Annotated in this window: 13 protein-coding genes; 9 read left to right on the top strand and 4 right to left on the bottom strand. The window is 47.3% G+C overall.

The genetic code is table 11. The features are described from left to right. Positions 1-52: 52 nt before the first annotated feature. A complete protein-coding gene (locus J4N40_RS00150; protein ID WP_005379037.1) occupies positions 53-1,039 on the top strand; it encodes a serine/threonine protein kinase in 987 nt (328 codons plus the stop codon). Positions 1,040-1,073: 34 nt separating this feature from the next. After that, complete coding sequence (locus J4N40_RS00145) at positions 1,074-1,676, top strand: thiol:disulfide interchange protein DsbA/DsbL (RefSeq protein ID WP_005379036.1); 603 nt, start codon at positions 1,074-1,076, stop codon at positions 1,674-1,676. 46 nt (positions 1,677-1,722) lie between these two features. Here the strand turns inward: J4N40_RS00145 and yihG are convergent, their stop codons facing one another. Next, positions 1,723-2,601 carry a 1-acylglycerol-3-phosphate O-acyltransferase, YihG family gene (gene yihG / locus J4N40_RS00140; RefSeq protein WP_167415551.1) on the bottom strand — a complete coding sequence of 293 codons (879 nt, stop codon included), beginning with the start codon at positions 2,599-2,601 and terminating at the stop codon, positions 1,723-1,725. Positions 2,602-2,750: 149 nt separating this feature from the next. Here yihG and J4N40_RS00135 point away from each other — a divergent pair, with 149 nt between their 5' ends. Then, complete coding sequence (locus J4N40_RS00135; RefSeq protein ID WP_213870506.1) at positions 2,751-3,707, top strand: DUF2860 domain-containing protein; 957 nt, start codon at positions 2,751-2,753, stop codon at positions 3,705-3,707. Between the two features lie 55 nt (positions 3,708-3,762). Here J4N40_RS00135 and J4N40_RS00130 read toward each other — a convergent pair whose 3' ends face one another. After that, complete coding sequence (locus tag J4N40_RS00130) at positions 3,763-5,286, bottom strand: YifB family Mg chelatase-like AAA ATPase (protein WP_005383862.1); 1,524 nt, start codon at positions 5,284-5,286, stop codon at positions 3,763-3,765. A 465-nt stretch (positions 5,287-5,751) separates the two neighbouring features. Here J4N40_RS00130 and ilvG point away from each other — a divergent pair, with 465 nt between their 5' ends. The 5 genes from ilvG to ilvA are packed head-to-tail and all read left to right on the top strand — an operon-like array spanning position 5,752 to position 12,050. Beyond that, the gene (gene ilvG, locus J4N40_RS00125; protein WP_005378960.1) at positions 5,752-7,398 is read left to right on the top strand and encodes an acetolactate synthase 2 catalytic subunit; all 1,647 of its coding nucleotides are present in this window, start codon (positions 5,752-5,754) and stop codon (positions 7,396-7,398) included. 11 nt (positions 7,399-7,409) lie between these two features. Next, entirely contained in the window at positions 7,410-7,694 is a 285-nt protein-coding gene (gene ilvM, locus J4N40_RS00120; RefSeq protein ID WP_005378958.1) for an acetolactate synthase 2 small subunit, read from the top strand. A 12-nt stretch (positions 7,695-7,706) separates the two neighbouring features. Beyond that, positions 7,707-8,645, top strand: coding sequence for a branched-chain-amino-acid transaminase (gene ilvE, locus J4N40_RS00115; protein WP_005378953.1), 939 nt, complete (start codon positions 7,707-7,709; stop codon positions 8,643-8,645). A gap of 13 nt (positions 8,646-8,658) precedes the next feature. Continuing rightward, entirely contained in the window at positions 8,659-10,500 is a 1,842-nt protein-coding gene (ilvD, locus tag J4N40_RS00110; protein ID WP_005383859.1) for a dihydroxy-acid dehydratase, read from the top strand. A gap of 2 nt (positions 10,501-10,502) precedes the next feature. After that, positions 10,503-12,050 carry a threonine ammonia-lyase, biosynthetic gene (gene ilvA / locus J4N40_RS00105; protein WP_017635600.1) on the top strand — a complete coding sequence of 516 codons (1,548 nt, stop codon included), beginning with the start codon at positions 10,503-10,505 and terminating at the stop codon, positions 12,048-12,050. 55 nt (positions 12,051-12,105) lie between these two features. Here the strand turns inward: ilvA and punR are convergent, their stop codons facing one another. Further along, positions 12,106-13,008 (bottom strand): DNA-binding transcriptional activator PunR, encoded by a 903-nt coding sequence (gene punR / locus J4N40_RS00100; RefSeq protein ID WP_017821565.1) that lies wholly within the window; start codon positions 13,006-13,008, stop codon positions 12,106-12,108. A 152-nt stretch (positions 13,009-13,160) separates the two neighbouring features. Here punR and punC point away from each other — a divergent pair, with 152 nt between their 5' ends. Further along, on the top strand, positions 13,161-14,366 hold the full coding sequence (gene punC / locus J4N40_RS00095) for a purine nucleoside transporter PunC (protein ID WP_115386380.1): 1,206 nt from the start codon (positions 13,161-13,163) through the stop codon (positions 14,364-14,366). Between the two features lie 44 nt (positions 14,367-14,410). Here the strand turns inward: punC and J4N40_RS00090 are convergent, their stop codons facing one another. Further along, positions 14,411-15,187 carry a transporter substrate-binding domain-containing protein gene (locus tag J4N40_RS00090; RefSeq protein ID WP_017821564.1) on the bottom strand — a complete coding sequence of 259 codons (777 nt, stop codon included), beginning with the start codon at positions 15,185-15,187 and terminating at the stop codon, positions 14,411-14,413. Positions 15,188-15,291: the final 104 nt, after the last annotated feature.

The raw sequence follows: 15,291 nt of genomic DNA, 5'->3' as shown, positions 1-15,291 counted from the left end.
GCTACTTCAGTGACTAACGGAAAAAGGCTCAGTAATGAGCCTTTTTGTTTATATGTCCCAAAGTATGTTTAACTTTGACGCCCTTACCCCAGACTTTATGTGGTACGCGTTAGAAAGCATCGGCGTTCGCGCAGAATCAGGCTTTCTTCCCCTCAATAGCTACGAAAACCGTGTTTATCAATTTACTGACGAAGAGCGTCGTCGTTATGTCGTCAAGTTTTACCGTCCTGAACGTTGGAGCAATGAACAGATCCAAGAGGAGCACGACTTTACTTTAGAGCTGATTGGCAATGAGATACCCGTCGCACCACCTGTGCGCATCAACGGTGAAACCCTGCATCACTATCAAGGCTATGCTTTTGCGCTGTTTGATAGCGTGGGTGGTCGCCAATACGAGGTTGACAATTTAGATCAGCTCGAAGGTGTAGGGCGTTTCCTTGGCCGCATCCATAAAGTCGGCAGCCGCCAAGCGTTCCAACATCGCCCTACGATCGGCTTACAAGAATACCTGTATCAACCAAGAGAGATTCTGCAAAACGCCAATATGATTCCAATGCACTTGGAGAACAGCTTCTTCAATGACTTGGATATGCTGATCAAATCAATTGAAAGCCACTGGCAAGAAGGCTTCAATATGATTCGTTTGCATGGCGATTGCCACCCAGGCAATATTTTGTGGCGAGATGGCCCTATGTTTGTTGATTTGGATGACGCTCGTAACGGCCCTGCAGTACAAGACTTATGGATGCTATTGAACGGTGAACGCCAAGACAAACTGATGCAGTTGGATATTGTTTTAGAGGCTTACCAAGAGTTTTGCGACTTTAATCCTGCAGAATTGAAACTAATCGAGCCACTTCGCGGTCTACGAATGGTGCACTATATGGCATGGCTAGCAAAACGTTGGCATGACCCTGCATTTCCTCTCGCTTTTCCATGGTTTAATGAGCCAAAATACTGGGAAGGTCAGGTCCTTGCATTTAAAGAGCAGATCGCCGCTTTAGAAGAAGCACCGCTGTCTTTAATGCCTCAGTGGTAAGTCAGGCCAAAAATTCAAAAATGGAGATATTTCGATGAAAAAACTGTTCGCACTGTTTTCTATGCTGATGTTAAGCCTGTCGGCACATGCAGCGCAATTCAAAGAAGGTGAACATTACAAAGTATTGGATCTTGAGGCATCAAAAAAACCTCTTGTGACGGAGTTTTTCTCTTTCTACTGCCCGCACTGTAATAGCTTTGAACCGGTTATCCAGCAACTGAAAAAGCAGTTACCAGAAGGTACTAAGCTATTAAAAAACCACGTTTCTTTCATGGGTGGCAACATGGGCCCATCAATGAGCAAAGCCTACGCAACGATGGTTGCATTAAAAGTGGAAGACAAAATGGTGCCAGTGATGTTTAACCGCATCCACAATCTAAAGAAAGCACCACGTAATGATGAAGAACTTCGTCAAATCTTCCTTGATGAAGGTGTAGATGCGAAAAAATTCGATTCTGCATTCAAAGGCTTCGCGGTTGATTCAATGGTTCGCCGTATGGACAAGCAATTTGAAAACAGCGGTCTAACCGGCGTTCCTGCGGTTATCGTTAACAACAAATACCTAGTTCAAGCACAAAGCATCAAAACGATGGATGAGTACTTCTCTCTGGTGAACTACTTGCTGACACTAAAATAAGCACATCGATATCAATCAAAAGGGGAGCACGTCGCTCCCCTTTTGTTTACTTGTAAATCTCTTGTAGTAACCGATCTTTTTCTTGCCACACATCACTCAGCCATTGTTGAAATTGCCGCTTATAGGGCTTATCGTTGAAGTAATCACCAAGCACTCTTTCATCAACGGGTAACACATTTACACGCACAACCACCTTGCTCATGCGGCCCATCAATAAATCCTTGAACGGTTTATGCGTATTTTCTGGGTACGCCAACGTAACGTCGATAATGCTCTCGAACTGTTCCCCCATCGCCGCTAACGTGTACGCAATCCCGCCCGATTTTGGTTGCAGCAAATATTGATAGTTTGCTTTACTCTTACGCTGCTTTTCTTCGGTAAATCGGGTTCCTTCGACATAGTTAACCACTGTGGTTGGAGTGTGTTTGAATTTAGCGCACGAGCGACGTGTCGTTTCTAAATCTTGACCTCGCTTATGAGGATTGCGGATCAGATACTCTCGCGAATAGCGACGCATAAATGGCATATCGAGCGCCCAACACGCCATCCCGATGAAAGGCACATACAGCAGTTGTTGCTTGAGGAAAAACTTCGGCATGGGAATACGGTCTTTAAACACGCAGCAAAGCACAACAATATCTGTCCAACTGAGATGATTACTGATCAGCAGATACCACCCGTCTTTTTTAAGCGCTTCACCGCCCTGAACATCCCACTCAACACGGTTAGATACCGCCAGAATGCACGCATTAACGGTAGCCCATAACCACATCACCTTATTGGCACAAGCGGTCGCTATCGCTTTTAGCTTTACGCCAGGAAGCAATATTTTAAATACAGCGATAACACAAATTGCGAGTGAACAAACCGCAGAATTGAGAATCACAAAAGAAGCGTTAAAAAAAAATAACAAATATGCCAACATGATAGTCAAACAACAGTGATAATGTGTGAAGAATAAAACAGCGTGTAATTATACTGCGCCTTTGCCACATTGGAACATGCGTGGGAATGGTCAGATTTGTTACCGCAACCAATATGTGCACCACTCATTCGACAACAAGGAGATAACGAATGAAACCAAGGCTACTTCTCTTGCCTTTGGCCTTTGTCGTCAGTTCTGCTCAGGCTCAACTCGCTGAAACCGCAGGTTTTGGCGGTGAAATTTCGCTGAATGCCGGATTCATATCATCAGAATCCAATTTCAATACAGAAAATAGTAACACCATCGATTCTCTCGATAAGCGTGCCGATAGTGACAGTTCCGTTATCGCTGCACCGCTAGGGAGTGTGACATACACCTTTGGTAGCCGACTCAACCACCAAGTTTACGCCGGTACCACACGCTCAGATGTCGCGGTAGGTACACTCGCTTTTCAGTTGGGCTATCAACACGAGCTACAATCTGGCACCGTGCTCGATGTTTCCTATCTGCCGACGGTACTCAAAGGCGAAACTTGGCGCAACCCTTATCAAGTAGGAACCGCACGTAAAGAGACGGATGTTGACGGCAATGCGTATCGCTTTCAGATCAAAGGGTTAATTGATAAAAACTTCAACCTTGATCTTGCTTATGCTGATAAAGACATCGAGCAGGAGGAAGTGACAGACCGCTCACTTGCTCGCGATGCTAACCTTTACTATGTCAAAGGCGACTATCGCATTCCACTCAACCAAACGTCTATGTTGCAACCCGCTTTCACCTACATCAATCAAGATGCCGACGGTAAAGCGGAGTCATTTGATTCGTACGGATTTGACATTAGCTGGTTTAAATTTATCAACCGCCATCGATTGGCCCTCACAGCGGGTTATGCATGGAAAGACTATAAAGCCGCTAGCCAAACTTTTGCTAAAACACGAAATGACGACACCATCAGCCTATTTGCGGCCTACGAATATCAAAACGTATTTGACTGGCAAGACTGGTCGTTCATTTCTTTAGCCGGCTATAGCCAAACTGACTCGAATATCACGTTTTATGAGGAGAAAGAGTACCTATTGTCGCTTGGTCTCAACTACACCTTCTAACGTCCTTCATCGCAACAAGGTGCTTACAAAACTTGTTGCGATGACACTTTGCTGTCTATACCGCTTGCGCCGTAAGCTGTTTCAGTAAACGGTCCATCGCTCGATACCCAAGTGCCTCGGCCAAGTGCGTTCGTTCAATTTGCTCCGCCCCATCCAGATCGGCGATTGTTCGCGCCACTTTGATAATACGATGATACGCACGAATCGAGAGTCCTAAACGGTGCAAAGCGGTTTCAAGAAACTCAGCATCACTCTTGTGCAAGGGACAAAACGCCTCAATTTCTCGACTACCTAGCAGTGCATTGACCTTACCACTGCGGTTTAGCATATTGTTACGCGCATGGCTCACACGCGCTTTTACGATAGCAGTCGGCTCACCGCGATCACCACCTTCTGCTAATGTCCCTTTGGGCAAAGCTGGGATTTCTAAAGACATATCAAAGCGATCTAACAGTGGTCCAGATAATCGACCAAGGTAGCGCAAAATAGCTTGTGGATTGGTGCGCGCTTGATTGCCTTCGTAATATCCTGTCGGGCTTGGGTTCAAGGCTCCAACTAATTGGAAGCGAGCCGGAAAGCGTGTTTTACCTTGCGCTCGAGAGATAATGATCTCGCCAGATTCGAGCGGTTCGCGTAACGAGTCTAGAACTTTACGATCAAATTCGGGCATTTCATCGAGAAACAATAACCCGTTGTGGGCTAAAGAGATCTCCCCTGGTCTGGGTACCGAGCCACCGCCGACTAATGCCGCCATTGAACTTGAATGATGCGGAGAACGAAACGGACGCGACTTCCAGTTATGCTCATTAATTTCACTCTGAGTCAACGATGCCACCGAAGCGGTTTCCATTGCTTCTTCGTCACTCATTTCCGGTAATAAGTCACACAAACGCGAAGCCAACATCGTTTTTCCAGTACCTGGCGGGCCAAGGAAAAGTAAGTTGTGGTTTCCAGCGGCAGCAATCTCCAGTGCTCGCTTACCTTGTTGTTGGCCAATAATATCTTGTAAGTCTCGACCATGTTTTTCGATCGTTTTTCGCTTAGGCGTTTGAAAAAGATTCAGTCGATGTTGACCACAAAGCTCGGCACATACTTCCAGTAATGATTGGGCCGATTTATGTTGTTCCTTCCCCACCAGCGCCGCCTGATCGCCATTCACATGTGGGACGACCAAATGGCGTTGAATCTTACTAGCTTCCAGCGCAGCAGGCAGCACACCTTTTACAGGTCTCAGACCACCAGATAGTGCTAACTCACCAACAAATTCGTAGTTTTTGAGCTTATCTGTCGCGATTTGCTCCGAAGCGGCCAAAATTCCCAATGCAATAGGAAGATCAAAACGTCCTCCCTCCTTGGGTAGATCTGCCGGAGCCAAGTTCACGGTGATCCGCTTAGCAGGAAATTGAAAGTTAGAATTAATGATCGCACTGCGTACGCGATCTTTGGACTCTTTTACCGTTGTCTCTGGCAAGCCTACTAAGGTAAACCCTGGCATGCCGTTGCTGATATGAACTTCTACACTAACCGATGGCGCTTGCACCCCGACGCTTGCTCGACTATGAATGATTGCCAGCCCCATACGTTCCTCAATTTTTTTGAACACTCTGTAAACAAATGTTTTATCTGGTTGGTTATGTTATATACCGCGTCCCAATTGAGAGTTAATGTGAAAAAAGAATGACTTTTTGCTTGTCATGCAGCGGAATTGTGTGATACCACTAATGACGCAAACAATTTCGTAGAACATTACACAACATTTTTTAACGAAAAAAGAACGACAGACAGATGAACCTTTTCGCTCATATCAACGCACTGCTAGCCCTGATTATCGTGGTCATTATTGGCACCGCGCGGGGTATTGTGGGCGAAAGGTAACCACAAATTACAAAAAACCCCCGCACTGAAAAGTCCGGGGGTTTTTTTACAACTACAAGTTGTCATCTGTCTAACCCTCGGACAGTTTAACGGGAAGAATGGGAGTGCACATGAAGTGCAATAAATATGGCAATCGCTACGAGCCACAACGTAGCAAAGGAGGTTTACGATGACTGGTGCACAACTTGTCGTAGCCGCTTTAAGACAGCAAGGCATCGAAACCGTTTTTGGCTACCCCGGCGGGGCCATCATGCCAATCTATGATGCTTTGTATGACGGTGGGGTGGAACACATCCTATGCCGTCACGAGCAAGGGGCCGCTATGGCAGCTATCGGGATGGCTCGTTCCACTCAAGACGTTGCTGTGTGCATGGCAACTTCTGGCCCAGGAGCCACTAACCTTGTTACCGGCCTTGCCGACGCTTTCCTTGACTCCGTACCTCTAGTTGCCATCACAGGCCAGGTTGCTAGCTCTCATATCGGTACCGATGCATTCCAAGAAATGGATGTGATCGGAATGTCCCTAGCCTGTACTAAGCACAGCTATCTCGTGACCGAAATTGAAGATCTAGCTCCGACACTTGCCGAAGCCTTTGAGGTCGCAAAAACCGGTCGTCCGGGTCCAGTCATTGTCGATATCGCCAAAGACGTTCAACTCGCTCAAGCACCCACAGACCTTCTTCCTCCATACATAGCACCAGCAATCGAAGATGTCAGCGCTGAAGATATCAAACGTGCGCAAGATGTGCTGGCAGCATCTACTCGCCCAGTGTTGTATGTTGGTGGTGGCGTGCAACTTGCGAAAGCAACCGATGCAGTACGCGAATTTCTTCGCTTAAACCCAATGCCTGCAGTTAGCACATTAAAAGGCCTCGGTACCATTGAACGCCATGATCCCCACTATCTTGGTATGTTGGGTATGCATGGCACCAAAGCCGCCAACCTAGTGGTTCAAGAAGCTGATCTATTGATTGTGGTTGGCGCGCGTTTTGATGACCGTGTGACGGGTAAGCTCGATACGTTTGCACCAAATGCGAAAGTGATTCACATCGACATTGATGCTGCGGAGATTCATAAACTGCGCCACGCCAACGCACCATTACGTGGCGACATCAACACCATTCTCCCTCAGCTAGAACTGACTCAAGATATCTCACCGTGGGTTCATCACAGTGAAAGTCTGCGCAGCGGCTTTAAGTGGCGTTACGACCACCCGGGCGAGTTAATCTACGCACCGCTATTGCTTAAACAGCTGTCTGACATGATGCCAGATAGCTCAATTGTCTCGACCGACGTCGGTCAGCACCAGATGTGGGCAGCGCAACATATCCAGCCACGCGAACCACAAAATTTCATCACTTCTGCTGGCCTTGGCACCATGGGCTTTGGCTTGCCAGCGGCGATGGGTGCTGCAGTCGCACGTCCTGATGATCAGTCTATCCTTATTACAGGTGACGGTTCATTTATGATGAACGTTCAGGAATTGGGCACGCTGAAGCGTCGTCAGATTCCAGTGAAGATTGTCCTTCTTAATAACCAACGTCTTGGCATGGTTCGCCAATGGCAGTCATTGTTCTTTGACGGTCGCCACAGTGAAACCATTCTTGATGACAACCCAGATTTCGTGATGTTAGCAAAAGCGTTCGATATCCCGGGCAAAACCATCACCAAGAAAGAAGAAGTCGAACCTGCTCTCAAAGAGATGCTAGCGAGTGAAACTTCTTACATGCTTCACGTTTTGATTGATGAAGAAGAAAACGTGTGGCCATTGGTGCCACCTGGCGCATCAAACAGTGATATGTTGGAAAATACATAGGAGACAATCGCATGGACAGATATTTACTCGACATCAAAGCCGATGACAAACCGGTACTGTTGGAGCGCGTTCTACGTGTGATTCGTCACCGAGGCTTCGTGATCAAACAAGTCGCTGCTACGCAAAACCACGAAAGCAAAGTAGCCAGCGTCGAGATCATCGTCGACAGCGATCGACCAATCTCGTTTTTGATCAATCAAATAGAGAAGTTGTGGGACGTTCGTAAGGTTGAGGTGCTAAAAATCCGCAACGATGAACTGCCAAATCACAACTTACAACAACACGTAAGTGCATAAGGAAGGCAACAAATGGCAACGAAAACTGCAGATTTCATTTGGTTTAATGGTGAGATGGTTCCATGGGCAGAGGCGAACGTTCACGTTCTGACTCACGCAATGCACTATGGTACATCCGTGTTTGAAGGCGTGCGCTGTTACAACACACCAAAAGGCCCAATTGTCTTCCGTCACCGTGAGCATGCACAACGTCTAAAAGATTCTGCCAAGATTTACCGCTTTCCGATCCCTTTCTCTGTAGAAGAAATCATGGAAGCGACCCGCGAAACACTGCGCCAAAACAAACTCGACAGCGCTTACATTCGTCCATTGGGTTTTGTCGGTAATGTTGGCTTAGGCGTATGTCCACCAGTTGGCACTGAGATGGATCTAATCATTGCAGCATTTCCTTGGGGCTCTTACTTAGGCGAAGAAGCGCTAGAAAAAGGTGTCGATGCGATGATTTCAAGCTGGAACCGCGCTGCGCCAAACACCATCCCAACTGCAGCTAAAGCAGGCGGTAACTACCTATCTTCACTACTGGTTGGTGGTGAAGCGCGTCGTCACGGTTACGACGAAGGTATTGCGCTAAGCGTAGATGGTTACCTATCGGAAGGGGCTGGTGAAAACATCTTCGTTATCAAAGATGGCGTAATCACCACACCACCAGCAACTAGCGCGATTCTACCGGGCATCACTCGCGACTCGATCATGACAATTGCACGCGATAAAGGCTACGAAGTCCGTGAAGCGAACATTGCTCGTGAAGCCCTTTACCTTGCCGATGAAGTCTTCATGACAGGTACTGCGGCTGAGATTGTACCAGTGGCAACCATCGACAAGATTGAAGTGGGCACTGGTAAGCGCGGCCCTATCACTAAAGAACTACAAGCAGCCTACTTTGGCCTATTTGACGGCACCACGGAAGATAAGTGGGGCTGGTTAGACTATGTGTACCCAGAACAGAAGTAAGAAGGATTAGGAAATGCCAAAATATAGATCAGCTACCACCACACATGGTCGTAACATGGCGGGTGCACGAGCACTGTGGCGTGCAACGGGTGTGAAAGAAGAAGACTTCGGTAAACCAATCATCGCCGTTGTAAACTCGTTTACTCAATTTGTTCCGGGTCACGTACACCTGAAAGACATGGGCCAGCTTGTAGCGCGTGAAATCGAAAAAGCCGGCGGCATCGCAAAAGAATTCAACACCATCGCGGTTGATGATGGTATCGCAATGGGTCACGGCGGCATGCTGTACTCACTGCCTTCACGCGAACTTATCGCAGACTCTGTGGAGTACATGGTCAACGCGCACTGTGCCGATGCCATGGTATGTATCTCTAACTGTGACAAAATCACTCCGGGAATGTTGATGGCATCTATGCGTCTCAACATCCCGGTTATCTTTGTTTCTGGTGGTCCAATGGAAGCGGGTAAAACCAAGCTTTCTGATCAGATCATCAAACTAGACCTTGTAGATGCGATGATCCAAGGCGCGGATCCAAAAGTGTCTGATGAGCAAAGCGAGCAGATCGAACGCAGCGCATGTCCAACGTGTGGATCGTGTTCAGGCATGTTCACTGCAAACTCGATGAACTGTCTAACAGAAGCCCTGGGTCTTTCTCAGCCGGGCAACGGTTCTATGCTGGCAACGCACGCTGACCGTGAACAACTGTTCCTTAATGCAGGCCGTCGTATCGTTGAACTGACTCGTCGTTACTACGAGCAAGATGACGAATCAGCACTGCCGCGCAACATCGCTACGTTTGATGCGTTCGAAAACGCAATGGCATTGGACATCGCAATGGGCGGTTCAACCAACACCATTCTGCACCTACTTGCCGCGGCGCAAGAAGGTGAAGTGGATTTCGATATGGAAGATATCGATCGCCTATCACGTCAAGTACCACACCTATGTAAAGTGGCACCATCTACCCAGAAATATCACATGGAAGACGTACACCGCGCTGGTGGCGTCATGGCAATTCTTGGTGAGTTAGATCGTGCAGGTCTTCTACACAATGATGCGCGCACCGTGCTTGGCCTTTCGATGAAAGAGCAGCTGGCGAAATACGACATCATCCAAACTGAAGACGAAGAAGTACTTAAGTTCTACCGCGCAGGTCCTGCGGGAATTCGTACTACTCAAGCGTTCTCACAAGATTGCCGCTGGGATCGCCTTGATGACGACCGTGCGGAAGGCTGTATTCGTACTATCGATCATGCCTTTAGCCAAGAAGGTGGCCTAGCCGTTCTATCAGGCAACATCGCATTAGATGGTTGTATCGTTAAGACTGCTGGTGTGGATGAGAGCATTCATAAATTCACTGGCCCAGCCGTAGTTTTCGAAAGCCAAGAAGACGCCGTAGAAGGCATCTTAGGCGGCAAAGTAAAAGCTGGCGACGTGGTTGTTATCCGTTACGAAGGCCCTAAAGGTGGTCCGGGCATGCAAGAAATGCTTTACCCAACCACTTATCTAAAATCGATGGGCCTTGGCAAAGAGTGTGCACTTCTGACTGACGGCCGTTTCTCTGGCGGCACATCAGGTCTTTCTATCGGCCACGCCTCTCCTGAAGCAGCAAACGGCGGTGCAATTGGCCTGGTAAAAGAAGGCGATATGATTGCAATTGATATTCCAAACCGTTCAATTTCACTCCAAGTGTCTGAACAAGAACTTGCTGAGCGCCGTGCAAAACAAGACGAACTAGGCTGGAAACCAGTTGACCGCCAACGTGAAGTTTCATTTGCACTCAAAGCGTACGCGAGTATGGCAACCAGTGCTGACAAGGGTGCAGTACGAGACAAGTCGAAGCTAGAGGGCTAGCAATGATGGAAGCTCAACCCGAAAAACAAGTGAACCAAACTGGCGCAGATTATCTGCGCCAAATCCTTCGCGCACCTGTTTATGAAGTAGCAACAGTGACGCCACTGCAAGAAATGCCTCGTTTATCTGCACGTATCGGGAATAACGTCCAGATCAAGCGTGAAGATCGCCAACCCGTACACTCGTTCAAATTGCGCGGTGCATACAACATGGTGGCGAGTTTATCTGAAGCACAAAAAGCCGCTGGTGTCATTGCAGCATCGGCAGGTAACCACGCTCAAGGCATGGCGCTCTCTGGTACTAAGCTAGGCATCAAAACCACCATCGTGATGCCTAAAACCACACCAGACATCAAAGTCGATGCGGTACGTGGCTTCGGTGGCAATGTAGTGCTGCACGGCAGCAACTTCGATGAGGCAAAAGCGGAAGCGGAACGCCTTTCTGATCTGCATGGGTACACATTTGTCCCTCCTTTCGATCACCCACTGGTGATTGCAGGTCAAGGCACCATAGGCATGGAAATGCTGCAGCAAAATGGTCACCTTGATTACATTTTCGTCCCTGTCGGTGGTGGCGGTTTGGCTGCGGGTGTTGCGGTACTTGTGAAGCAGCTCATGCCAGAAATCAAAGTGATTGCAGTTGAGCCAGAAGATTCGTCATGCCTCAAAGCTGCTTTGGATGCTGGTGAGCCAGTAGTACTAGACCAAGTCAGCATGTTTGCCGATGGCGTCGCTGTAAAACGCATTGGCGAAGAGACTTTCCGTCTATGCCAAAAGTACATTGATGGCCATATTGCCGTCTCTAGCGATGAAATCTGCGCAGCAGTAAAAGACATCTTTGAAGACACCCGTGCGATTGCAGAGCCTTCTGGCGCGCTTGCTCTGGCGGGTTTGAAGAAGTTTGCTGAGCAAAACAAACTGCAAGGTAAGAATTTAGGTACTGTGCTGTCTGGTGCCAACACTAACTTCCATGGCTTACGTTATGTTTCTGAGCGTTGCGAGCTTGGTGAGAAACGTGAAGGTTTGCTTGCCGTCACCATTCCTGAGCGTCAAGGTGCCTTCTTTGAGTTCTGTAACCTCATTGGCGGCCGCGCCGTAACGGAGTTTAACTACCGCTACAACGATGACGCATTGGCAAATATCTTTGTCGGTGTGCGTTTGCAAGGCGGTCAGGAAGAGCTAGAACATATCATTCACGACTTACGTGATGGTGGCTACCCAGTGGTTGATTTGTCTGATGATGAAATGGCGAAGCTGCACGTGCGCTACATGATTGGTGGTAAGCCGTCTAAGCCGCTTAAAGAGCGCCTCTACAGCTTTGAATTCCCAGAGTATCCTGGGGCGCTACTTAAGTTCTTAAGCACACTCGGCACACACTGGAATATCAGTTTGTTCAACTACCGTAACCACGGCGCTGACTACGGACGTGTTTTATGTGGTTTCGAGTTAGATGAAAGCGATTTAGCTCAGTTTTCTGCACATTTACGTGAACTTGGCTATCAATGCAAAGACGAGACAGACAACCCATCGTATAAGTTTTTCTTGTCATAAAACGCCACATTTCAAACATATCAATGAAAACACCTCGCTAATGCGAGGTGTTTTTTTATGACTGTAACCAATCTTTATGTAGCTGATTAGGCGACCCAAGATAGTCCACCATCCACTGGATCAATTTATGATTATCATCTTTGCGCCATACTAAGCAGCAGTGACTGAGCGGTTTATCATCCGGCATGACCTTCTCCACCAGCACACCATCATTGATTAAGGGTGTTGCAATATGACGTGGCATGTAACCCACGCCCACCCCATTTTTTAAACATTCAATCGCACTATACCAATTGGGCAATAATAATCGGCGCTGTTGCGGATAATGGCCAGTATGGCGTTTTGGCAGCACGTTCGAAGTATCATCAAGACAGATCGCCGGAAATTGACTCACAAACTCTTCAGTAAGCACTTGTTGTCGAACGCAAGGATGAGCGGGTGACATCACAAATGCCCAATCTAATACGCCCATATCTTTGACTTCAAAATCCCCACCAACGGGAACCGCAGACGTCGCGCCAACGACAATGTCGGCTCGACCTTGTGCTATGGCTTCCCAAGAACCATTGAAGACCTCCATATTGATCTGCAATTCAGCAAATTCAAACTCGCGATAAAAATCTTCCACCAAAGGTTTGAGTTTTTCTAACTTCACCACGTTATCTAAGGTCAGCTTTAACGTGCTTTTCCATCCTTGAGCCGCTCGCCGCGTTTGTGCTTTCACCTCTTCCATTTGACGCAGCAAAGAGCGTGCCTCGGCCATAAAAAGTTCACCCGCTGGAGTTAGCTCAACTTTCCTTGGTAAACGTCGAAACAGCACCACATCTAAATCTTGCTCGACCTGCCTTACTCCATAGCTGATGGCTGAGGGGACTTTATGCAATACCTCAGCCGCAGCGGTGAAACTGCCTAAACGGGCAACCGTATCCAGCATTTCCAAAGACGCTTTAGAGAACATGATTTAACCTTTCAAAAAATTTGATTGATAACCAACAATTTTAGCGTTTTATTTTCTCAAAATCGAAAAATAGAATAATAAGGTAAATAAATCAGGGTTGGCGCCAACTGATGTTGATTAAAAAATGATTAAATAATTTGACTGGTTGAATCATGAAAATCTCAAAACTACAGCTCATTTATCTGGCAGCATTATCGATGCTTGGCTTCGTTGCTACCGATATGTATCTGCCAGCATTCAAAGCGATGGAAATCGACTTTGCAACAGGCCCTGAGCAAATTGCGCTCTCTTTAACGGTATTCCTCGTTGGTATGGCGATTGGCCAACTAATGTGGGGATTGGCATCCGATAAATTTGGCCATCGTAATACACTCGCAGCCGGGTTGGTGCTATTTACTATCGCGTCATTCGGTTTGGCTTTCTGTGATCAAGTATGGCAACTACTCACACTGCGCTTTATCCAAGCTATCGGTGTGTGTGCACCAGCCGTGATCTGGCAGGCTATGGTCATTAAGCGCTACTCAAGCAGTAGCCAACAAATTTTTGCGACAATCATGCCACTCGTCGCGCTATCACCAGCACTAGCACCTCAATTAGGGGTTGTGTTGGCAGATAACTTCGGCTGGCACAGTATCTTTATTACGCTAACACTGGTTGGTGTCTTTTTGGTCTTTGCGACCATGGCACAAAAAGACGAGAAAGCAGAAATCAAACAAACCAGTATATCTGCCGACATCAAAGCGCTACTGAGTTCTAAAAAATACCTTGGCAACGTGTTTATGTTTGCGACGGCTTCAGCTGCATTCTTTGCTTACCTAACTGGGATGCCAGAAATCATGGCGCAACTGGGCTACGAAGCAAAAGATATTGGTTTGAGCTTTATCCCACAAACTATCGCGTTTATGGCTGGTGGCTACTTAGGTAAAGTCGGCGTTCGAAAATTTGGTGATGAAAAGGTTCTACGCCAACTGATTGGCCTATTTAGTGTCGCGGCATTAATGATTTTCATTGCTTCACAGTGGGAGCTGTCATCGATTTGGCCTATTCTTGCGCCATTCTGTTTGATTGCCGTCGCTAACGGCGCGCTGTACCCAATAGTGGTAAACCGTGCACTGGCCAGCGCACAACAGAGCCCTGCAACAGCAGCAGGTCTGCAAAACAGCCTGCAAATCTGTGTAAGTAGCTTCTCAAGTGCATTGGTAGCCGCAATGGCAAGCCAAGCTCAGATGGTTACTGGCATCGCAATCATCATCTGTATGGGTGGGCTGTGGATGGGATACATTCTGTCGAATCGCGAATTATCCAAGCACTTTACGACTCCTGACAACGCCCGAGTCGTGAGTGAAGACGAACTTTAATCGTTCAAATAATAAAAAGAGCCGCGCAATGCGGCTCTTTCTGTTTATAAGCTTTTCAACCCCCACTTCTTGGCAGTCTGCTTAAAAAAGCCTTGAGTCTTTTTCAACTCAACCCAGTGATTGATGTAATTAATCCATACTTGATCGTCTTGCGGCAACAACATAGCAATTGGGGTTGGTTTACGCGGTGCGGTCACTGGCACTATCGCCAACTGTTTAAACTTGTCCACCAACGTCGCTGCTTCCACATTGGACGTCACCGATACATCGGCCCTGCGAGCTAGTAGTTCTTGGAAGTCGCGCGCTGGCGCTTCAATAACAATATGCTGAGCAGACGGGAAGAACTCCTTAACCATTTTTTCTTGTACCGTACCTAACGTCGCCGCGACTTTTACTTCTGGTTTATTAAAATCCGCCCAATCAGAGAATTTGGCGAGATCTTTCTTTTGCACCACAGGTACAAAGGCAAGGTAGAAATATGGCTGGCTGTATCCAGCTACTTTCGCGCGCGACATGTTCAGAGATGCGCTGCCAGTAATATCGTACTTGTTGGCGGTAATGCCATTAACTAGCGTCTTCCAATCCGTGGGAACATACTCCACTTTTACACCGAGATCTTTAGCAAGTTCTGTTGTTACATCGATATCGAAGCCACGATAACTGTTTGTCGCGGGGTCTTTCATCGTCATCGGATTCCAATCTCCCGTCGTTCCAACTCGGAGTACGCCATTGTCTAAAATGGATTGAAGACGGCTTTCAGCGTGAGCGACTTGAGTCACAGCAAGCAAACACATTCCTAGCACTAGTAAAATCTTTCTCATTTTTATTCCCTTAAAAATAATGACCTTATACGGTTTAATAATTAACCATTATTAGAGCTCTACTGATAACATAGCAGCAACAAAGGAAGTTTTTTAGTTAATTC

The sequence above is a fragment of the Vibrio sp. SCSIO 43097 genome (genome assembly GCF_023650755.1).
GTDB classification, from domain to species: Bacteria; Pseudomonadota; Gammaproteobacteria; order Enterobacterales; family Vibrionaceae; genus Vibrio; species Vibrio alginolyticus.
This window is presented reverse-complemented; position numbering and strand designations above follow the sequence as displayed.